We start from the raw sequence: 21,169 nt of genomic DNA, 5'->3' as shown, positions 1-21,169 counted from the left end.
GGTGGCTGATCATCACCCCCTTGGGGGGCCCGGTGGATCCGGAGGTGTAGATCACGTAGGCGAGGTCGTCCGGCCGGGGGCCGCGGGCCGGCCGCGGTCCCGCCGGCGGCGCCTGCGTAGCCGGATCCCCGGCGCCCCCGGCGTAGACGATCCGCGCATCGCACCCGGCGAACACCGGGGCGTGCTCGCGGCTCGAGATGATGTGGCGTGAGCCGGTCTCCTTGACCAGTTGGGCCATCCGTTGCCGTGGAGTCGCCGGGTCGAGGGGCAGGAACGCGCCGCCGGAGCTCAGCACCGCCAGCAGCGCGACGATCAGCTCGGGCACGCGGTCGAGGCACACGGTGACGACGGACTCCGCGTCGACGTCCGACTCACGCAGTTCCTGGGCAAGCCAGTCGGCGCGGCCGGTCAACTCGGCATAGCTGAGCCGGCCCTCGTCCGAGAGCACCGCGAGAGCCGACGGCTCACGCCGCGCCTGCTTGCGGACCAGCTCGGCCACGGTGCTCGGCCCGGATCCAGGGGGCGGTCGCTCGGCGCGGGCGCTTACGGGCCGCATGTCGGTCCACAGGCGGTCGACCTGGCTTCCGCACCACGCGGCGGACGCAGGTCCGCCGATCCGACGCCACCCGGCCGGAATCCGGCGATCGGCGGGCCAGATCGCGTACTGCTCCTCGTCGTTGCGCAGCACGACACACAGCGCAGCCGACTCTGCCGACGGGTGCTCAGGTTCCGTCACCTTGGGCCTCCTGCCTCGCGCGGCCTCCTGCGGAGCGCACCTGCGCCCCTCCGGGAGAGGGCTGCCGCTCTTGTCCCCGCTTCCGTTCCGCGGGCGCCCCGGGCAACCCGGCCAGGCGGCCGAGCGGCGGCGCCAGGATGAGCTGCTCCGCCTCCTCGGCGCTCACCGGCTCGGCGAAGAGGTACCCCTGGCTGAACCGGCACCCCATGGAAATCAGCAACTCCTGCTGCCTCACGTTCTCCACCCCTTCGGCGATCACCGTGAGGCCGAGTGTGCCCGCGAGATGAGTGATGCCCTCGACCAGGGCGTACTGTCCGGGCGAGCGCCCGAGTTCGTCGACGAACGACTTGACGTGTTCGGTGAACCGCTCCACGCCCGCCGGCGAAACGGAGCCCTCCACCAACATCGCGAACTCGTCGCCCTCCGATGCGAGCTGCGGTGTCGGAGGCACGGACGGTGGTCTGCAGCCGGAGTGCCAGCGCGACCAGGAGTTCGTCGCCCACGCCGTGGCCGTGCATGTCGTTGACGACCTTGAAGTCGTCCACGTCGAGGAAGAGCACGCCGACCACCGTGCCGTCGCGCTGAGCCTGCACCAGTGCGTGGCTGACCCGGTCCTGGAAGAGCACGCGGTTGGCCAGGCCGGTGAGAGAGTCATGGAACGCCTGGTGGGTGAGTTCGCGTTCCAGCTTTCGCTGCTCGGTCACATCCTGCAGAGTGAGCACCACCCCACCGACGGTCGCCTCCTCACGCAGGTCGCTCCACCTCACCTCGACCTCGATGGACGACCGGTCGGCGCGGACCATGCGCCAGTGCTCGCGCCTGCTCTGGTTCTCGCCGCTCCGCATCCGGCCGAGCGTCTCGACCACCGCGCGGCTGTTCTGTGGCGGCACCGGATCGATGATCTGGGTGCCCTCCAGGTCCGGAACGCCGAGCACCTGGCCGACGGAGGGGCTGGCGTAACGGACCCGGTCGTCGTCGTCGAGGATCAGGATGACCTCGGAGGCGTTCTGCACCAGCGTGCGGAAGTACGCCTCGCTGTTGCGCCGGTCGACCTCCTGGGCAAGGACGACCCGCGCCACGACAAGTCCTGTCTGCGCGGCGAGAGTCTTGAGAAAGACACCCAGGACAATACCGATGACGCCGGTCATTCCAATCACGACGAAAATCAGCGGCTGTTCAGGAAATGTGTAGTAGAACGCGGTCAGCGCGACGATGCACGCACTGACGGCGGCCATCGAGGCCTGGCTTCGCAGTCGCGCGTTCACCCCAACTCACCTCCTGCAAGGGCCACTCGTCGGGCGGACCGAGCTGGGCGAACGGCGCCGGGCGACGGCGGAGAGGCCCGTGGGAGCGGGCCGACGAAGGAGAATTCTCCAGTATCGGGACTTTCCCCTGGTCGCCTGTGAACACGATCACCGGTATACGCGGTCACCGATATACACGGTCGCCGGTATGCGGGCTCCTTCTCGCCGAGACATCGACGTGTCTTCAAACCAGCTTACTCGGCTCGCCATTTCCCGCACGCGCACGGAGAGATACCGCTTGGGGTCGCAAGATACCGCGCCATGCGTGAAAATGGAGGACGCGGGAACCCGACCGGATCCACCCAGTGACGATGGGTTCCTGACTGAGCATGGAGTCCCCATGCTCTCCGATTACCGCCGGATCTTTCTCTCCCGCAGGCAGTCCAGTCTGCTCTTGTCCGCCGTGGGCTTCATTTCACGCCTTCCGCTGTCGATGATCGGCATAGTCACCATGTTGTCGCAGCTCGGCGGGGAGTACTGGCTCGCCGGCTCGGTCTCCGCCACGCAAGCGCTCGCCACCGCGGTGATCGGACCGCAGATCTCCCGGCTCGTCGACCGCCATGGCCAGCGCCGGATCGTCCTCCGGCGACGGCCGTGACGGGCGCCGCCATCTGGGCGCTGCTGCTGTGCGCCCGGTACGCCGCCCCACACTGGACGCTGTATGTCGCGGCGGCAGTAGCGGGCTCCATGCCCGGCATAGAGCGCGCTCGTCAGGTTCCGGTGGGCGGAGATCCACCGGGAGTCACCGCGACTGCTGCACACCGCGTACTCGCTGGAGCCGGCGCTCGATGCGGGGCCCGTGCGCTGCACCGCCCGTCCGGCAGCTCTTGACTCTCCGTGGCGAGGGGAGGAAAGTCGTACGTATACGTCGTAAACATACGCCGCCTGTCCTGGGCAGCCCCCGACCGCAGCCGGCACAGACGGGAGCGGGCCATGAACGCACCGTCGACCATCCTCGTCACCGGTGGGGCCGGTTTCATCGGCAGTCACGCCTGCGTCGAACTACTGGACCACGGCTACGAGTTGATCGTCGTCGACAACTACTCCAACAGTTCGCCGCGAGCCTTCACCCGTGTGGAGCGGCTCGCCGGCCGCTTCGTCGGGGCCCTCTACGAACTGGACATCCGTGACCGGCCCGCCCTGGCGGCGGTCTTCGACCGGCACTCGGTGGACGCCGTCATGCACTTCGCGGGGGACAAGTCCGTAAGCAGGTCGATGCGCAGCCCCGAGGAGTACTACGACAACAACGTCGGCGGCACGACCTCCCTCCTGCGGACGATGCACGACCACGGAGTGCACCAACTGGTGTACGCATCGTCCTGCGCGGTCTACGGCGAGAGCGGACCGGTCCCGGTCGGCGAGTCCACCCCCGCGCAGCCCACCAACCCGTACGCGGCCTCGAAGTGGATCTGCGAGCAACTCCTCTCCGACGTATGCCGCCGCCGCCCCGAGTACACCGTGCTGTGCCTGCGGTACTCCAACCCGGCCGGCGCCCACCCCAGCGGACTGCTCGGCGAGGACGTACGCGGCGTCCCGGACAACCTCATGCCGTACGTGGCACAGGTCGCCATCGGGCGACGGGAACGGCTGCGTGTCTTCGGCGCCGACTACCCCACGCATGACGGCACCGCGGTCCGCGACTACGTCCACGTCATGGACACCGTCGAGGCACACCGCCTCGCCCTCGACCATCTCGCCGACGCTCCGGGCATGCACGTGTACAACCTCGGCCTCGGCGAGGGCCGTTCGGTTCTCGACGTCGTCGCCGCGTTCTCCACGGCGAGCGACAAGCACATCCCCTACGAGGTCGCGCCGCGCCGTCCCGGCGACGTGGCCGAAGTCGTCGCCGACGCGAGCGCCATGACCCGCGTCTGGGGCTGGCGCCCCACCCGGCACCTCGACGACATGTGCCGGGACGCCTGGGAGTTCCAGCGGCTCAACCCACACGGCTACGCCCGGACCGCTCGGCGAACGAAGGGATAGTGGTGGTGACAGACCCCCGCGGACTGCGCCACCCGGTGTCCCGCGCCCTGGGGAGGTTCGTGCCTCAAGCTGCCCACCCGTCGGCTGATGGCCGCCCATCTCCCACTGGTCGTGAGGGTCACCTGCCCGTACAGCAATGGTCCGCATGGCCGACACGCTCTGTCTGCAGGTGATCGCCGAGGGCATCGAGGAGTGGCACAGCAGGACGCGCCGACCACCATCGGCTGCGGCTTCGAACAGGGGGCAGGCACTCGGTGGCGGCGCTCACGGGGAACATGCCCCTACCGCATCGACGTCACCGCTCGCCGGGCCGGCCGGCGTCGTGGACTGGATGTCGCGTGTGGATCCGAGGAGCTCGGGAACGGCGCTGGTGACAGGGCGAACGCCGTCTCCACCAAGGCGATGTGACTGAACGCCTTGGGTGTGTTGCCCAGTTGTCGCCCGGCGGCGGGATCCCACTGCTCCGACAGCATCCCGACGTCGTTGCGAACGGCCAGGACCCGCTCGAAGGCCTCCCTGGCTTGTTCCGCGTGGCCGACCGCCGCGAGGGCGTGCGCGTACCACAGGGAACACGAGACGAACGCGCCCTCCCGGCCGGGCATGCCGTCCACGTCATGCACCCCCCGGGGACTCTGCTCGTACCGCCGCACGAAGCCGCTGTCGTCCAGCGCGCGCATCGCCCGGACGGTGCCGCGCACCCTCGGGTCCCGGGCGGGCAGGAAGCCGAGTCTGGACATCAGCAGAGCCGAGGCGTCCAGGTCAGACGACCCGTAGGACTGCACGAAGGCCCCCTGCTTCGCGTCCCATCCCTCCCGGCAGACCTCCCGGTGCACCTCGTCCCGCATGGCCCGCCACTCGGCCGAAGCTCCGTTGCGGCCGAGCAGTCTGCCCATACGCAGAGCGCGGTCGGCCGCCACCCACACCATGACCTTGGAGTGCACGAACTGTCGCCGCGGCCCGCGCATCTGCCACAGTCCCTGGTCCGGCTCACGCCAGTGCCGCTGCAGGAAGCCCATCAGCTCCTCGATCAGATTCCACACGTGGGCCGGCAGTTGGATGCCCGCCTGCAGCGACAGGCAGAGCGTGTCCATGACCTCGCCGTACGCGTCCAGCTGGAACTGACCGACCGCGGAGTTCCCGAAGCGGACCGGCCGCGATCCCTCGTAGCCGGACAGCCAGGACGCCTCGGTCTCGGGAAGCAGCCGCTGCCCGCCGACGCCGTACACGGTCTGCAGATCCGCGGGATCGCCGGCGATGGCCCGCACCAGCCAGTCCAGCCATGCCGTCGCCTCCTCCCGGTAGCCGCTGCGCAGCAGGCAGGACAGGGTCAGCGTGGAGTCCCGCAGCCAGCAGTACCGGTAGTCCCAGTTGCGTTCGCCTCCGATGCACCCCGGCAGCGAAGTGGTCGGCGCGGAGACGACGCCTCCCGTGGGGGCGTAGGTGAGCGCCTTGAGCGTGATCAGAGAACGGACCACCGCGTCCCGCCACGGCCCCTCGTAGCGGCACTGGGCGGTCCAGTGGCGCCAGAAGTCGCCGGTCTGCTTCAGCGCCGTCTCCGCCGGGACGGACAGCGGTGCGGGCGGCGCGGGCCGGTGCGAGGGCGCCCACACGAGCGTCAGGGCCAGCCGTTGGCCGGCCTGGACCGTGAACTCGAGAACCGTGGAACCCTCGCTGCCGAGCGCCCGCACCTGGCCGTCGGCGCTCAGCCACACGGAGTCCGGGCCAGCGACCGCGACGCTGCACTGGTCGGCTATCCGGATCCACGGCACGACCCGTCCCTGGTGGAAGCGCAGGCACAGTTCGCTGCGCACCGGCACGGCACCCGACAGCCCTTCGATCACACGGACGAGACAGGGCACCTGGGACCGCGGTGGCATGAAATCCGTGACCCGTACCGCCCCGTCCTCGGTCTCCCACACGGAGTCCAGGACCAGCGTGTCCGGGCGGTACGCCCGGCGCGTGCAGAGGTCGGAGGCTGTCGGAGCCACCCGCCAGAACCCGTTGTCCCGCGTGCCGACCAGTGCGGCCAGACAGGCCGGTGAGTCGAAGCGGGGCAGGCACAGCCAGTCGACAGACCCGTTCCTGCCAACCATGGCGGCGGTTTCCAGGTCGCTGAGGAGGGCGTAGTCCTCGATGGGTGTGCTCATGACCGATGCCTCTGTTCCCAGCCATCTATCAGATGCCGTATATTTACAACGTATACATACACATTCCTCCCACAGGCGCATAGAGTCAATACGGGCAGGACACGGGTCGATCACCGGAGGCAAAGCATGGCCAAGGAGCAGGCCGGGGCACTGGGCGACAACGACGCGGCCGGAGCAGGTCCGGCGCGCCGCGCCGCCGATCGCGGCCGTTACGGACGGCTCAGCCGGGAGCGTGTGCTGGCCAGCGCCCTGGAGCTGGTGGACCGGGAGGGACTGTCGGCCCTGAGCATGCGCCGACTGGGGGCCGAGCTGGGTGTGGAAGCAATGGCGCTCTACCGGTACGCGGCGAGCAAGGAGGCCCTCTTGGACGGCCTGGTCGAGGCCCTCCATCTCGAACTGGAGGAACGTCTCGTCGGCGACGACGCCGGGGCACCCGACTGGCGCACCGGACTCCACCGCATCGCCCGGGCCACCTACGACGTCAGCCTTGACCACCCGCAGGCGGTCCCGCTGCTGGCCGCGCGCATGCTGGCGGTCCCACTGGCCCGTCGGCCGCTCGCCGTGCTCAGGGACCACGAGCGGGTGCTCGTGCTGCTGCGGGAGGCCGGGCTCGACAACGACAGCGCGGCCGCCGCCTTCCGGGCCTTCACCGCCTGGCTCCTCGGCTATGTGTCCGGGGAGCTGCGGGCGATGGTGGACAACCCCGACGAGTCGGACCCGGCGTTCCGCCTGGGTCTGCACCGCATGCCGTCGCAGGAACTGCCCGTACTCCGGGACGTCGCCCCCGCGCTCGCAGAGCGCGGAGGGCCGGAGGGGCTGGCGGCGGGGCTGGACGCGTTGCTCGACCGGTTCGTCGAGGCGGAGTGAGGAGCAGGGGCCCATCAGGAGGTGGGGTGTACGACGGTCGCCGTCAGTGGGCCTCGTCCAGCCGCCTCCGCTGCTCCCCCGTCAGCTCCAGCTCCACCGCCGCCAGGTTCTCCTCCAGTTGTGCCACCGACGACACCCCGACCAACGGGATGATCGGCAGTTCGCCGCCCATCTGCCAGGCCAGGACGACCTGGTTGACCGTCGCACCCGTCTCCCGGGCCACATCGCGCAGGGCCGCGAGGCGGGCCGGGGTGCCCGGGTGGTCGTAGCCCGGCGGAAGCGGTCGGCCGGGGTGCGCGTACGTGCCCTTCAGGAGGGGGGAGTAGGCGACCAGGGTCAGGGCGGGCTCGGCCCTCAGGTAGCTGAACAGGTCCGGTCCCGCCGCGCCCAGCGTGCCGTCGGGGAAGAGGTCACCGGGTATGTCGGTGCGGGGCCGGAGGTAGCTGTGCTCGTACTGGAGGACGTCGTAGCCGGGCAGACCGACGGTGGCCGCCAGCGCGCGGGCCCGTTCCACCCGCCAGACGGCGTGGTTGCTGACGCCGAGCAGGCCGACCGCGCCCTCCGCGACCAGCGCGGCGAAGCCTTCGACCGTCTCCTCCAGCGGGACGGTGTGGTCCTCGATGTGGGCGTAGAGCAGGTCCAGCTTCTCGACGCCCAGGCGCTCGCGGCTGCGCTCCGCCGACTCTCGGATCACCTTCGCCGACAGGCCCTCCGCGTTGTCGACGTAGCTCGTGCCGGGGGCCAGGGGGCGGGCGCCGAGCTTGGTGGCGATGAAGACCTCGTCGCCGATGCCGCGGCTGCGCCGCCAGCGGCCGAGCAGTTCCTCGCTCTGTCCGCCCTGGCCGCCGTCGGTCCAGAAGGCGTAGTTGTCGGACGTGTCGATGAAGGTCCCGCCGGCCTCGACATAGCGGTCGAGCACGGCGAAGGAGGTCTCCTCGTCGGTCCGGGAGCCGAACAGCATCGCGCCGAGGGCGAGCACGCTCACCTCGCGGCGGTTGTCCGGGGCACTGGCGATGGTGCGGTACTTCATGATGATCCTCCCGTTCGCGCCCTCATTCGGGGCACGAACGGGAGTCTTCATCTTCGAGTGCTCTTCAAGTCAAGGCTATGCGTGGAGAGTTGACGAAGGAGAGCGGTGCCGGTCCGCCGCCTCGGTCAGCGGGCGAACGGCCCTTCCAAAGCCGCCCACTGCAGCAGCATGATCGTCTTCGCGTCGGCGATCTCCCCGGTGCGGATCATCTCCAGGGCCCGGCGGAAGGGCAGTTCGAGGATTTCGATGTCCTCGCCCTCCTCCCCCAGACCGCCCCCTTCATGGGTGCGGGTCGAGGGGCCGTAGGAGGCGGCGTAGAAGCTGACGCGTTCGGTGACCGAGCCGGGACTCATGTAGACGTCGAAGACGTGCTGGACCTCGCCGATGGTGTGGCCGGTCTCCTCGACGACTTCCCGGCGTACGGCGATCTCCGGGTGCTCGTCCTCGTCGTCGAGCAGCCCGCCCGGGGTCTCGACCAGCAGGCCGTCCGGGTGGCCGTTGACGTACACCGGGAAGCGGAACTGGCGGGTGAGCAGCACGGTTTCGCGTGCGGCGTCGTACAGCAGCATGGTGGCCCCGTTGCCGCGGTCGTGCGTCTCGCGCTCCTGGGTGCTCCAGGTGCCGTCGGCGTGCTGGAAGTCGAAGGCGGTGGTCCGCTCGACGTACCAGTGGCTGGACAGGAGGGTCACGTCCCGCACCTTGACCCGCGGGTTTCCGGTGAGGTCCCGGCCGGTGCGGTCGAGTCCGGTGCGGCCCCGGCGGTCGGGGGTGTCGATACCGGCGGTCATCGGATACCCGCCGCGGACGAGGGAGAGTGCAAGTTGGTCATGCTCGCTTCTACCATCCTGCGGCGCCGGCACGTTCCGCAACGCCGGTCGCCGAAACACACGATCATCGGACCGGCCGGACCGTAGGCTCGACGACGCTGATACGCAGGGACTTTCACGTCGGCCGTGCCGCGACACGTGCCGGAAGGGTGGGTACATGACGCGCAACGGGCTGATCCGGCCGCTGCCGGAGTTACTGAGGGCGCACGCCGGGAAATGGCCGTTACGCGTGGCGTACGCCGACGACGTGCGCAGCGTCACCTACGCGGAGTTGGAGCGGCGCACCGGCCGGCTGGCCGGGTATCTCGCCCGGGCGGGCGTGCGGCGCGGGGACCGGGTCGCGGTCTGTCTGGGCAACTGCGTGGAGATGGTGGAGAGTGTCCTGGCCACGGTCCGGGCAGGGGCGGTCGGCGTGCCGCTCAACCCGCGGTCCTCCGAAGCCGAACTCGCCCATTTCCTCGAGGACAGCGGGGCTTCGGTCCTCGTCACCGACTCCGCGCACCTGGCCCGGCTGCACCGCGCGGGTTTCGGGCCCGGCCGTACGCGCGTCCTGCTCACCGGCGCGGGGCCGGTCCCGGCGGACGCCCCCGACGGGACGGTCCTCTACTCGGCTGCGGTCGAGGCCGAGGCCGACGACTGCGGACCGCCCCGGGACGACCTCGGACTCGACGAGCCGGCCTGGATGCTCTACACCTCCGGCACCACCCACCGCCCAAAGGGCGTGCTGTCCACGCAGCGCGCTGCCCTGTGGTCGGTGGCGGCGTGTTACGCCCCGATCTTCGGCCTCTCGCCCGAGGACCGGCTGCTCTGGCCGCTCCCGCTGTTCCACAGTTTCGGTCACTCGCTGGCCATCCTGGGGGTCACCGCCGTCGGCGCAAGTGCGCGGATCACCGGTGAACTCCTGCCGCCCGGCGGCCTGTTGCGCGAGCTGCGCACACCTCACGAAGCCCTCGGCGGCCCCTACACGGTCCTGGCCGGTGTGCCCGCCGTCTACCACCAGCTGATGGCGTCGGCGGCCGAGGACGCGACGCCCGTGCCGGGTCTGCGGACGTGTGTCGTGGCGGGCGCCCCGAGCGCGCCCGCCCTGCGCCGAGCGGTCGGGGAGCTTCTGGGGGCGCCGCTGCTCGACGCCTACGGCAGCACCGAGACCTGCGGCATGATCGCGGTGAACCGGCCGGACGGGCCGCGCGTCGACGGGTCCTGCGGGCCGCCGGTCCCGGGAATGGACGTACGGCTCGTCGATCCGGGCTCCGGCAACGATGTCACGGACGGCGACGAGGGCGAGATCTGGGTGCGCGGGCCTGGTCTCATGAGCGGTTACCACCACCAGGCCGAGGCGACGGAGGCCGCGCTGCGGGACGGCTGGTACCGCACCGGTGACCTCGGCCGGCGCGTCGAGCACGGTCATCTCACCCTCACCGGCCGGGTCAGCGAACTGATCATCCGTGGCGGCGAGAACATCCACCCCACGGAGATCGAGCAGGTCCTGCTGCACTGTCCCGGCGTGCGGGACGCGGTGGTGGTGGGCAGGCCGCACGACGTGCTCGGCGAGGTGCCGGTGGCGTACGTCGTCCCGGGACCGGAGGGGTTCGACCCCCGGCAGGCGCTGGCCGCGTGCCGCGCCCGGCTGGCCGAGTACAAGCTGCCTGTCGAGATCCGCGAGATCGCGGCCGTCCCGCGTACGGCGTCCGGCAAGACCGCCCGGCACGCCCTCCTGCCGGACCTGTCCCGGCCGGCGTCCGACGTCCGCCCGGCCCTCCCCGCCCCGACGGCGGCCGACGGAGCCCTGCGCCGACGGCTGCTGACGCTGCCGCCGGAGGGGCGGGAACGCGCGCTGCGCGAGGCGGTGCTCGCGGAGACGGCGGCAGCCTGCGGCGCCGGACCGCACGAACCTCTCGGACCGCTCGGACCGCTCGACGGGCATACGCCCTCCCTCGATCCGGACGCCGAGCTCCCCTTCACCGACCTCGGGCTGACCTCCGTGGGGGCCCTCACGCTGATCGAACGGCTCGGCGAGGCGACCGGCCTGCGGCTCCCCTCGACGCTGGTCTTCGACCACCCCACCCCGGCCGCGCTGGCCCGGCACCTGCACGGCACCCTCTTCGCGCCGGTGTCCGCCGCCCCGGCGCCCTCCACAGCGGAAGCGCGCCCGGACGATCCGGTGGTGATCGTCGCCATGAGCTGCCGTTACCCCGGCGACGTCCACTCCCCCGAGGACCTCTGGCGGCTGGTGTCGCAGGGCGAGGACGCGATCTCCGGCTTTCCCACCGACCGGGGCTGGGACCTGGCCGCCCTGTACGACCCCGATCCGGACCGGGTCGGCACCTCGTACGCCCGCACCGGCGGATTCCTGCACCGGGCCGCGGAGTTCGACGCGGACCTGTTCGGGATCTCGCCGCGCGAGGCGCTGTCGATGGACCCGCAGCAGCGGCTGCTCCTCGAAACCTCGTGGGAGCTGTGGGAGCGCGCGGGCATCGCCCCGACGGCGTTGCGCGAGAGCGACACGGGCGTCTTCGTCGGCGTGATGTACGGCGACTACTCCACCCGCTTCACCCGGCACGAACTGGAGGCCCATCTGGGCCTGGGTTCGGCCGGCAGCGTGGCCTCCGGCCGGATCTCCTACGTGTACGGCCTGCACGGTCCCTCGATCACGATCGACACCGCGTGCTCCTCCTCACTGGTGGCGCTGCACTGGGCGGCGCAGGCACTGCGCTCCGGCGAGTGCTCCCTGGCCCTGGCCGGCGGGGTGACGGTGATGGCGACGCCGAAGCCGTTCACCGCGTTCAGCCGCCAGCGCGGCCTCTCCCCCGACGGCCGCTGCAAGTCGTTCTCGGCCTCGGCGGACGGCACCGCGTGGGGCGAGGGCGCGGGACTGGTCCTGCTGGAGCGGCTGTCCGACGCCCGGCGCAACGGCCACCCCGTACTGGCCGTGCTGCGCGGCTCCGCCGTCAACTCGGACGGCGCGTCCAACGGACTCACCGCCCCGAGCGGCCAGGCCCAACGGCGCCTGATCACACGGGCGTTGGCCGACGCCGGGCTCCGCGCGGACGACGTGGACGCGGTGGAGGCGCACGGTACGGGCACCACGCTCGGCGACCCTTTGGAGGCGCAGGCCCTGCTGGCCACCTACGGCCAGGGACGCGCCGAGAACCGGCCGCCGCTGTGGCTGGGCTCGGTGAAGTCCCACCTCGGGCACACCCAGGCGGCCGCCGGCGTCGCCGGGGTCATCAAGATGGTGCAGGCCATGCGGCACGAGGAACTTCCGCGCACGCTGCACGCGCAGACGCCCACCCCGCACGTCGACTGGTCGGCGGGCCGGGTGGAACTGCTCACCGAGGCCCGCCCGTGGCCCGCGAAGGACGCCGGACCGCGCCGGGCCGGGGTGTCGGCCTTCGGCATCGGCGGCACCAATGCACACGTGATTCTGGAAGAGCCTCCACAGCCGACCGATGCGCATGCGACCGATAGGCAGTCGGCCGATACGCATACGACCGGTACGCATACGACCGATACGCATGCGACCGATACACAGTCGCTCGAAACACAGTCGCCCGATACGAAGTCACCCGGAGCCGGATCGAGCACCGCCGAGGTGCCGGCGCCCTGGCTGCTCTCCGGCGCCGACGAAAGCGCCCTGCGGGCCCAGGCCGGCCGCCTGGCGGCCCACTTGGCCGCCCGGCCGTCTCTGTCGGCGGCCGACGTCGGTTACTCCCTGGCCGTGTCGAGGGCACCGCTCGCCCACCGGGCGATGGTGCCGGCCGACGACCGCACCCGGATGCTGGCCGCGCTGAACGCTCTCGCCGACGGCAGGGGCGGCGCGGAGCCAGCCGTCGCCGATCCCGGTGTCCGTACGGCCTTCCTGTTCACCGGCCAGGGAGCTCAACGTCCGCGGATGGGAGCCGAGTTGCGCGCCGCGTTCCCCGCGTTCGACTCGGCGTTCGACGAGGTCTGCCGGGCAGTGGACGGCCGTCTGGACCGACCGCTGGACGCGGTGCTGTCCGCCGGGCCGGGTACACCGGATGCCGCTCTGCTCGACCGTACTGACTTCACCCAGGCCGGGCTGTTCGCCTTCGAGGTGGCACTGTTCCGGCTGCTGGAGTCCTGGGGAGTGCGCGCCGACTTCCTGGCCGGGCACTCCGTCGGGGAACTGGCGGCGGCCCACGTCGCCGGAGTGCTGGATCTCGGCGATGCGGCGGAACTCGTCGCGGCTCGGGGCCGGTTGATGCACGGCCTGCCCGCGGGCGGCGCGATGGTGGCGCTGCACGCGACGGAGGACGAAGTCCTCGCCGTGCTGCCGGAGTTCGGTGACCGGGTGGCGATCGCCTCCGTCAACGGGCAGCGCTCCGTGGTGATCTCGGGCGAGGTGGAGGCGGTGCTCGCGGTCGCCGCCGGGTTCGAGGCGCGTGGCCGCAGGACCGTGCGCCTGCGGGTCGGCCATGCCTTCCACTCGCCTCTGGTGGAACCGATGCTCGACGACTTCCGCCACGTTGCGGAGGGGCTGTCCTTCCGGCCGCCGCGGATCCCGGTGGTCTCGGCCGTGTCGGGCCGTCCGGACGAGGCCGGGGAGCTGTGTTCGCCGGAGTACTGGGTACGGCACGCGCGCCTGCCGGTGCGGTTCGCCGACGCCGTACGCCGGCTCGGGGACAAGGGGGTGTCGGCGTTCCTGGAGATCGGCCCCGGCCCCGTGCTCACCGCCGCGGCCGAGGACTGCCTGCCCGGTCAGGACGGCGAAGGCCCTGCCCCGATGTGCGCCGCCGCCACGCGTGGCGGCGAGCACGAACCGCGGACGCTGCTGTCCGCCGTGGCCCGCCTCCATGTGCGCGGGGCGCGCGTCGACTGGCCCGCGGTGTTCGCGGGCACTGGTGCGCGGCGGGTGGACCTGCCGACGTACGCCTTCCAGCGGCGGCGGTACTGGCTGGACGCGCCGCGCACCCCCGGCGCCGCCGCGGACCCGCACGGGCACCCGCTGCTGGGCCCGGCGTTCGCCGTGCCGGACACCGACCGGACGGTGTTCTCCGGTTTGCTCTCCGCCTCGACCCACCCGTGGCTCGCCGACCATGTGATCGGCGGGACGGTCCTGGTCCCCGCGACGGCGTTCGTGGAGTTGGCCGTACGGGCGGGCGACGAGGTCGGCTGCGGAGCGCTCGACGAGCTCGTGGTCCTGGCCCCGCTGCCGCTGCCCGCGGCCACGGGCGTACGCGTCCAGGTCGTCGTGGGCGCGACGGACGAGTCCGGCCGACGCCCGGTCGACGTCTACGCCCGACCGGCCGGACACGACGCCGATCCCGCCACGGATGACGCCGAGCCGGCCTGGACCCGGCACGCCACCGGAATACTCCGCGGTACGGAGACCGCTCAGCCGGACACCGAACTGGCGGTGTGGCCGCCCCAGGGCGCGACCGAGGTCGACCTCGCCGACGCGTACGACAGCCTCGCGGACGGCGGCCTCGCCTACGGCCCCGCCTTCCGGGGCGTACAGGCACTCTGGCGGCGGGGCGGCGAACTGTTCGCTGAAGTCCGCCTGCCCGAGCCGGAGTCGGCGTCCGCCGACCGGTACACCGTTCATCCGGCGCTGCTGGACGCGGCCCTGCACGCCCCGCTGCTCGCGGGCTCCGCACCCGAGACCGACGCGGTCCGGGTGCCGTTCGCGTGGAACGGCGTACGCCTGTACGCGGCGGGCGCGTCGGAGGTACGCGTACGGGTCGCCCCGGGCGGCACGGACACGGTGTCGGTGACCCTCGCCGACCCGGCGGGGCGCCCGGTGGCGCGGGTGGACGCCCTAACCCTGCGGGAACTGCCGGCCGACGCGGCCGGACAGGCGGCCGAGGTGGTGCGACGCGCCCTGCTGCACCCGGGCTGGACCACCGTCGAGCAGCCCGCCGGCGAGCGGCACCGTGTGCACACCGGACGCTGGGCGCTCGTGGGTCCGGACGAGCTGGACCTCGGCGGGCTGCTTCCCGAGGTCGTGGACGCCGAGGCGCCCGAACCGGACACCGTCGTGCTCACGGCGGTCGCACCTGCCACGGACACCGGCCCGCTGCCCGCCGTACACCTGCTGACCGGCAGGGTGCTCCGAACCCTGCAGGACTGGCAGGACGACCCACGGACGGCGGGCTCACGCCTGGTGGTCGTCACGCGGGACGCGACCGCGCCGGAGCCGGATCTGGCCGGGGCGGCCGTGTGGGGGCTGGTGCGTGCGGCCCAGGCGGAGCTGCCCGGGCGGATCGCCCTCGTGGACGTGGACGGACGACCCGAGTCGCTACGGCTGCTTCCCGCGGCGGTGGCGACCGGGGAGTCTCAACTCTCCGCGAAGAAGGGACAGTTGGCGGCTCCTCGGCTGGGAGCCCTCGGTGAACTCCCCACCGGACGCGGCGCCTTCGAGCCGGACGGCACGGTCCTGATCACCGGTGGCACCGGTGCGCTGGGTGCGGAACTCGCCCGGCATCTCGTCACCTCGTACGGCGTACGGCATCTGCTGCTCACCGGGCGCCAGGGGCCCCAGGCCCCGCACGCCGAGGAACTGCGGCGAGTGCTGGAGGAGTTGGGTGCCGAGGTGCGGATCGTCGCCTGTGACGTGGGCGACCGCGCCGCGCTGGCCGAGGTGGTCAAGGGCTGCGCGCCCGCGCTGACCGCCGTGGTGCATGCCGCCGGAGTGCTGGACGACGGCGTCCTGGCGGCGCTGACTCCCGAGCGGATGGCGGCGGTGCTCCGGCCGAAGGCGGACGCGGCCTGGCATCTGCACGAGCTGACCCGGGATCTGGACCTGTCGGCGTTCGTCCTGTTCTCCTCGGTGTCCGGCCTGCTCGGCCGCGCCGGTCAGGGCAACTACGCGGCGGCGAACTCCTTCCTGGACGCCCTCGCCCGGCACCGCACTCAACTGGGGCTGCCCGCCGTGTCCTTGGCGTGGGGCCCCTGGGAACACGGCGCCGGCATGGCCGGCGCGGGCGCCCCGAGCGGAAGGGCCCCTGACGTGCTCCGGGCGTTGTCCGTGGAGCAGGGCCTGGCCCTGTTCGACGCGGCGCTCGGCGCGGGCGAGCCCGTGCTGGCGCCGATCCTGGTGGACCGGGGTGCCCTGCGGTCCGCCCCGGGGCCCCTGCCACCGCTCCTGCACGGACTGCTGCCTCCGCGCAGGCCCGCCGCTGGTACCGGGACCGCCGATACCGGCTCCTCACCCCGTACGGACCAGTCCTGGCAGCCGGGAGCCTGGCGCACCCTGCTGGCCGGGCTGCCCGCCGCTCAACGGCAGGAGGCGCTCGCGAAGTTGATGAGCGCCGACGTGGCGGTGGTGCTCGGATACCCGGACGCGGACGCGCTGCCCGCCGGCAAGTCCTTCGCCGAACTCGGCTTCGACTCGCTGATGGCGGTCCAGGTCCGCAACCGGCTGAGCATGGCGCTGCGGCTCAGGCTCTCGGCCGCCGTGGTGTTCGAGCACCCGACGCCCCAGGGGCTCGCCCGTCACGTACTCGGCCTGCTGGACGACCTGCCCGAGGACGCGCCGGAGCCGGAACGCGCACCGGCGAACGACCGCCCCGCACAGACGCTCTCCTCGCTCTACCGGCGGGTCTGCGAGGCAGGTCAGGTGGCCGCCGCGATGCACATGCTGGTCACGGCCTCCTGGGCGGTCCCGACCTTCGGGCCGGACGGCAGCCGGGAGCACGCCCTGCCGCCACTGCGGCGCGCGAAGGGCCCCGGCGAACGTCCGGTGCTGGTCTTCCTCACCGGGTACCACCCGCCCTTCGCCGCCCCCGGCGGGGAGTTCGCCCGGTTCCACTCCCACTTCCAGGGCGAGCTGGACGTCCTGGAACTCCCGCACCCCGGCATCGGGGCGGGCCGTGCCGTGCCGGCCGACCGGGACACGCTCGCCCGGACCCACGCGGAGACGGTGCTGCGGCACATCGGCGACCGCCCCTTCGCGGTCGTGGGCATGTGCACCGGAGGCGCCGTCGCCCATGCCGTGACCCGGCGGCTCGAAGCCATGGGCAGGGCTCCCGTCGGCCAGGTCCTGCTCGACACGTATCTGATCAACAACGGCAACAGCGACAAGGACTGGCTGCTGTCCCTGCCGGCCGTCATCGCGCCGCGCCTGGGCGGGAACCAGTTCACCGGGGACGAGGACACCGGTGTGGCGGCACTGGGCGCGTACACCCGCATGTTCCTCGACTGGGATCCGGAACCGGTCGGCGTCCCCACGCTGCTGGTGCGGGCCACCCAGCCGACGCCCGAGATGGCGGCGGGAGCGGACCCGGACGAGTGGCAGACCTCCTGGCCGCTGCCGCACGCCCGGGTCGACGTACCCGGCGACCACTTCTCGTTCATGCAGGACCACACCCCGACCACGGCGGCGGCCGTCCGCGCCTGGCTCGACTCCCTCGGCCGCACGGACACTCCGTCGGCGCCGACCGCAGAAGGAGCGTAGTGAACCCCATCGATGAGCAGACGACGGTCGAGGAGTTCGACGTGGTCGTCGTGGGCGGCGGCCCGGCCGGGGCGACCGCCGCGTCGGCCGTCGCCCTGCGCGGCCACCGCGTCCTGCTTCTGGAGCGGGAGACGTTCCCCAGGTACCAGATCGGCGAGTCGCTGCTCCCGTCCACCGTGCACGGGGTGTGCCGCATCCTGGGCGTGGAGGAGGAGGTCGCGCGCGCGGGCTTCAAGCCGAAGCGCGGCGGAACCTTCCGGTGGGGCCGGAACCCGGAGCCGTGGCAGTTCTCCTTCGCGCTGTCCCCCCGGCTGGCCGACCCGGCCTCGTTCGCCTTCCAGGTCGAGCGGTCCCGCTTCGACGCGATCCTGCTGGACAACGCGCGCCGGGTCGGCGTGGACGTACGGGAGGGCTGCCGCGTGAAGGGCGTGCTCGCCGACGAGGAACGCGTCCGGGGCGTCCAGTGGACCGGCCCGTCCGGCGCGGTCCGCGAGGCCCGTGCCCGCTACGTCGTGGACGCCTCCGGCAACGGCAGCAGGATCCACGGCGAGGTCGGCGGCAGGCGGACGTACTCCGAGTTCTTCCAGAACATCGCGGTGTTCGGCTACTTCGCGGGGGGCGCGCGGCTCCCGGCACCCAACGACGGCAACATCTTCTGCGCCGCCTTCGACGAGGGCTGGCTCTGGTACATCCCGCTCCGGGACGACCTCACGAGCGTCGGAGCGGTGGTGAGCCGGGACAGCGCCGCCGCGATCCAGCGGGACCCGGTGACGGCCTGGCGCGGGCTGATCGACTCGTGCCCGGAGGTCCGTGACCTCCTGCACGGCGTTCCCCAGGCCACCGAGACGCCGTACGACCAGGTGCGGGTCCGCAAGGACTGGTCGTACTGGAAGTCCAGTCTGTGGCGGCCCGGCATGGTGCTGGTCGGCGACGCGGCGTGCTTCGTCGACCCCGTCCTGTCCTCCGGGGTGCATCTCGCCACCTACGGCGCCCTGCTCGCGGCCCGGTCCATCAACGGCGGCCTCGCCGGGACGCTGGACGAGGGCCGCCTCTTCGACGAGTTCGAGGCCCGCTACCGGCACGAGTACGGCCTGTTCCACGAGTTCCTGGTCTCCTTCTACGACATGCACCAGGACGAGCGGTCGTACTTCTGGAAGGCCCGCAAGGTCACCCACGTCGACACCACGGAGATGGAGGCGTTCGTGGACCTGGTGGGCGGACTGGCGTCCGGCGACACGTCACTCGGCGGGCCCGGGCAGGCGGGTGCCCGGCTGACGGCCGCCGCCACGGAACTCGACAAGGCCGTGGGCCGGCTCCCGGACTCCGACGGCCTGCGCAACCCGCTCTTCGAGGCCGCAACGATCCGCCAGGTGTTCCAGGAGGGCGCGGTCCTGCAGGAACGGGGCCTCTTCGGCGGCCCGTTGGAGGACGAGACCCCGCTGCGCCCGGGCGGCCTCGTGGCCTCGGACGACGGCCTCACCTGGGTGGCCGAGTGACGACCCCTGTCCTCTCGGCCCCCAGGGCCGGCCGCGGGCGGCTGTACGCCCTCGGCCGGCCCTGGGGGCTCGTGTTCACAACAGGTCGGCCCGGGCGGGGCTGTCCTCGTCGGCCCGTGCGGGGCTGTCGTCGAGGAAGCCGCCCGACTGGTGCTGCCACAGCTTCGCGTAGGCGCCGTCCGACGCGAGCAGCTCCTGGTGCGTTCCCTTCTCGACGATCCGCCCGCGGTCGAGGACGACGAGCTGGTCCATGCCGGCGACGGTGCTCAGCCGGTGCGCCACCACGAGAGCCGTGCGCCCTTCCATGAGCCGCCACAGCGCCTCCTGGACGAGCAGCTCACTCTCGGAGTCCAGCGCGCTGGTCGCCTCGTCGAGCAGCAGGACCGGCGCGTCGCGCAGGATCGCCCTGGCAAGGGCGACCCGTTGGCGCTGTCCGCCGGACAGTTTGATGCCGCGTTCACCCACCATGGTGTCGAAGCCGTGCGGCAGCGCGTCGGCGAACTCGGTGACGTGCGCGGCCTCGGCGGCACGGCGGATCTCGGCGTCGGTGGCGTCGGGCCGGGCGAAGGCGATGTTGTCCCGCAGCGTGCGGTGGAACATCGCCGGGTCCTGCGGCACGTACGCGATCAGGCTGCGCAGGTCCGCCTGGCGCAGCCTGCTGATGTCCTGCCCCCCGATCAGGATGCGGCCGGCGTCGATGTCCGTCATCCGCAGCAGCAGCCGGGAGAGCGTGGTCTTGCCTCCGCCGGACCGGCCGACGAGACCGATCTTCGTCCCGCTGGGCACCGTCAGGTCGAGGCCGTCGAACAGTGTCTCCGCTCCCGCGTGCGCGAACGTCACCTTGTCGAAGCGGACCTCGGCGGCCCCGGGCAGCAGCGGCTCCGGTGCGACCGGGTCGAGCACGGTCGGCGGGGTCAGCAGCAGTTCGGTGAACTGCGCGGCCTCCGTCATCGCGCTCTCCAGGCGCCGGTAGATCTGGTTGAACTCGAACATGATCCGCGTAGCGTTGGTGTAGTACGTGAAGGCGACCACGACCGCCTCCACGCCGTTGCCGCCCCCGCCCAGCGTGACCGCGAGCAGCAGGCCCAGCACGTTGGTCAGCACGGACAAGGGTGCGACCAGCGTGTCGATACGCAGGTTGCCGTAGTCCCACGACCGCAGCGACAGCCGCCGGGACTCCGCGACACGGGTGCGGTGTTCCGCGGCCTCGCGTTCCTCGGCGGCGAACGCCCGGACCGTGTCCATGTTCATCAGGCTGTCGGCGACATGACCCGACACCCGGGCGATCGCCGCCTCGCGCTGGGCGACGAGCACCTGGCGGCGCCGGATGAGGGGCACCACGCACAGTGCCGTCACCGCGATCATCACCAGCAGTCCGACCACGAGGAGCGGTTCGTAGCGCCACAGGATCACCGCCCCGAACAGCAGTGGCACGAAGTTGGCCACCACGTTGAACGTCAGCGTGTCGACGAACTGCTCGAAACGGGAGGCGAAGCTCAGCACCCGCTTGGTCAGCGACCCGGCGAAGTTGTCGTGGAAGAACGCGGCGTCCTTGGCGAACAGCTCGTCCATGCCGATCACGTACAGGTTCTCGATGCCGAGGGCGTCGAGCCGGTTCAGACAGTGCAGGCCGACGCGCCACAGCGCCTCCGCGAGCAGCATGACGCCGGCGAACCCGAGGATGTAGGGCAGCGCCGAGCCGACGGTGCTGCCGGTGTCGTCGGCGATGCGGCCGACGAGCTTCGCCACGACCAGCGGCGCGATGTAGTAGAGGCCGATGTTGCCGAGGGCGGGCAACAGCATCCCGGGCAGCGTCAGCCACCGGAGCCGGGCCAGTTCCCGTCCGTAGAAACGAAGCGCGAGGAGCACCGGGCCCTTGCCCGGCGGGACCTCGCGCGTTGCAGGCGATTCCATCCCCATCCCGTGTTGTCGTACGGCGGCCCGTCAGATGTTCCGGCGGGCAGTGCCGTGGTCGGTGTCCGCGCGTGACTTCGGGTTGGCGTGAGTGCCCTCCTCGCGAGTCCTGCGCAGAGGCAGGAGCACGAAGAGTGGCGACTCCGTCACTGTGCGAGTACGAGGGACCGGGCACGGAGTGTCCCGCGACGGTGCACGCGGCGTCCAAGCATTTTTTCCGGCGGCAAGCACTTCGACGAAAAAGGGCCCTCACAGGCTCTCGCCCGTGAAGACCCTTCGTCCTGTCGGGACGACAGGATTTGAACCTGCGACCCCTTGACCCCCAGTCAAGTGCGCTACCAAGCTGCGCCACGTCCCGGTGCGCTTCCCCGCGGTGACCCACGTGATCGCGCGAAAGGCACTTTACCCCACGTCGGAGGCCTCCCCCGAAGGCGGGAGGGGGTGAGGGG

11 protein-coding genes, 1 tRNA gene and 1 pseudogene are annotated in these 21,169 nt (G+C 71.8%); 5 read left to right on the top strand and 8 right to left on the bottom strand.

Annotation, left to right across the window (positions count from 1 at the left end):
* From KUM49_RS37640 to KUM49_RS50885, 3 genes and pseudogenes are all read right to left on the bottom strand, one after another.
* A partial coding sequence (locus KUM49_RS37640; RefSeq protein WP_217241471.1) for an AMP-binding protein occupies positions 1-736 on the bottom strand: 736 nt, incomplete at its 3' end.
* Positions 723-1,109 (bottom strand): EAL domain-containing protein, encoded by a 387-nt coding sequence (locus KUM49_RS37635; RefSeq protein ID WP_217241470.1) that lies wholly within the window; start codon positions 1,107-1,109, stop codon positions 723-725. The genes KUM49_RS37635 and KUM49_RS37640, both read right to left, overlap by 14 nt.
* 103 nt (positions 1,110-1,212) lie before the next feature.
* Positions 1,213-1,884: pseudogene (locus tag KUM49_RS50885) on the bottom strand (diguanylate cyclase domain-containing protein); the annotation flags it as partial.
* Positions 1,885-2,380: 496 nt separating this feature from the next.
* Here KUM49_RS50885 and KUM49_RS37625 point away from each other — a divergent pair.
* A complete protein-coding gene (locus KUM49_RS37625; protein WP_217241469.1) occupies positions 2,381-2,638 on the top strand; it encodes a hypothetical protein in 258 nt (85 codons plus the stop codon).
* Positions 2,639-2,973: 335 nt separating this feature from the next.
* Positions 2,974-4,023, top strand: a complete 1,050-nt coding sequence (gene galE / locus KUM49_RS37620) for a UDP-glucose 4-epimerase GalE (protein WP_217241468.1) — start codon at positions 2,974-2,976, stop codon at positions 4,021-4,023.
* A gap of 281 nt (positions 4,024-4,304) precedes the next feature.
* Here galE and KUM49_RS37615 read toward each other — a convergent pair whose 3' ends face one another.
* Positions 4,305-6,170, bottom strand: a complete 1,866-nt coding sequence (locus tag KUM49_RS37615; RefSeq protein WP_217241467.1) for a glycoside hydrolase family 15 protein — start codon at positions 6,168-6,170, stop codon at positions 4,305-4,307.
* Between the two features lie 126 nt (positions 6,171-6,296).
* Here KUM49_RS37615 and KUM49_RS37610 point away from each other — a divergent pair, with 126 nt between their 5' ends.
* Positions 6,297-7,037: a TetR/AcrR family transcriptional regulator gene (locus KUM49_RS37610; RefSeq protein ID WP_217241466.1), complete on the top strand. Its 741-nt coding sequence runs from the start codon at positions 6,297-6,299 to the stop codon at positions 7,035-7,037.
* A 43-nt stretch (positions 7,038-7,080) separates the two neighbouring features.
* Here KUM49_RS37610 and KUM49_RS37605 read toward each other — a convergent pair whose 3' ends face one another.
* A complete protein-coding gene (locus KUM49_RS37605) occupies positions 7,081-8,067 on the bottom strand; it encodes an aldo/keto reductase (RefSeq protein ID WP_217241465.1) in 987 nt (328 codons plus the stop codon).
* A gap of 125 nt (positions 8,068-8,192) precedes the next feature.
* Positions 8,193-8,855 (bottom strand): NUDIX domain-containing protein, encoded by a 663-nt coding sequence (locus KUM49_RS37600; RefSeq protein ID WP_217241464.1) that lies wholly within the window; start codon positions 8,853-8,855, stop codon positions 8,193-8,195.
* A gap of 196 nt (positions 8,856-9,051) precedes the next feature.
* Here KUM49_RS37600 and KUM49_RS37595 point away from each other — a divergent pair, with 196 nt between their 5' ends.
* Positions 9,052-17,310, top strand: coding sequence for a type I polyketide synthase (locus KUM49_RS37595; RefSeq protein ID WP_217241463.1), 8,259 nt, complete (start codon positions 9,052-9,054; stop codon positions 17,308-17,310).
* Positions 17,310-18,806, top strand: coding sequence for a tryptophan 7-halogenase (locus KUM49_RS37590; RefSeq protein WP_308406930.1), 1,497 nt, complete (start codon positions 17,310-17,312; stop codon positions 18,804-18,806). The genes KUM49_RS37595 and KUM49_RS37590 overlap by 1 nt, the downstream gene beginning before the upstream one ends.
* Before the next feature lie 75 nt (positions 18,807-18,881).
* Here KUM49_RS37590 and KUM49_RS37585 read toward each other — a convergent pair whose 3' ends face one another.
* Together KUM49_RS37585 and KUM49_RS37580 are read right to left on the bottom strand one after the other, a co-directional pair.
* Positions 18,882-20,720: an ABC transporter ATP-binding protein gene (locus tag KUM49_RS37585; protein WP_217241462.1), complete on the bottom strand. Its 1,839-nt coding sequence runs from the start codon at positions 20,718-20,720 to the stop codon at positions 18,882-18,884.
* Positions 20,721-21,004: 284 nt separating this feature from the next.
* Positions 21,005-21,078 (bottom strand) — tRNA-Pro (locus KUM49_RS37580).
* Positions 21,079-21,169 lie beyond the last annotated feature (91 nt).

The organism is Streptomyces sp. AC555_RSS877, assembly GCF_019049245.1.
GTDB lineage: Bacteria > Actinomycetota > Actinomycetes > Streptomycetales > Streptomycetaceae > Streptomyces.
This window is presented reverse-complemented; position numbering and strand designations above follow the sequence as displayed.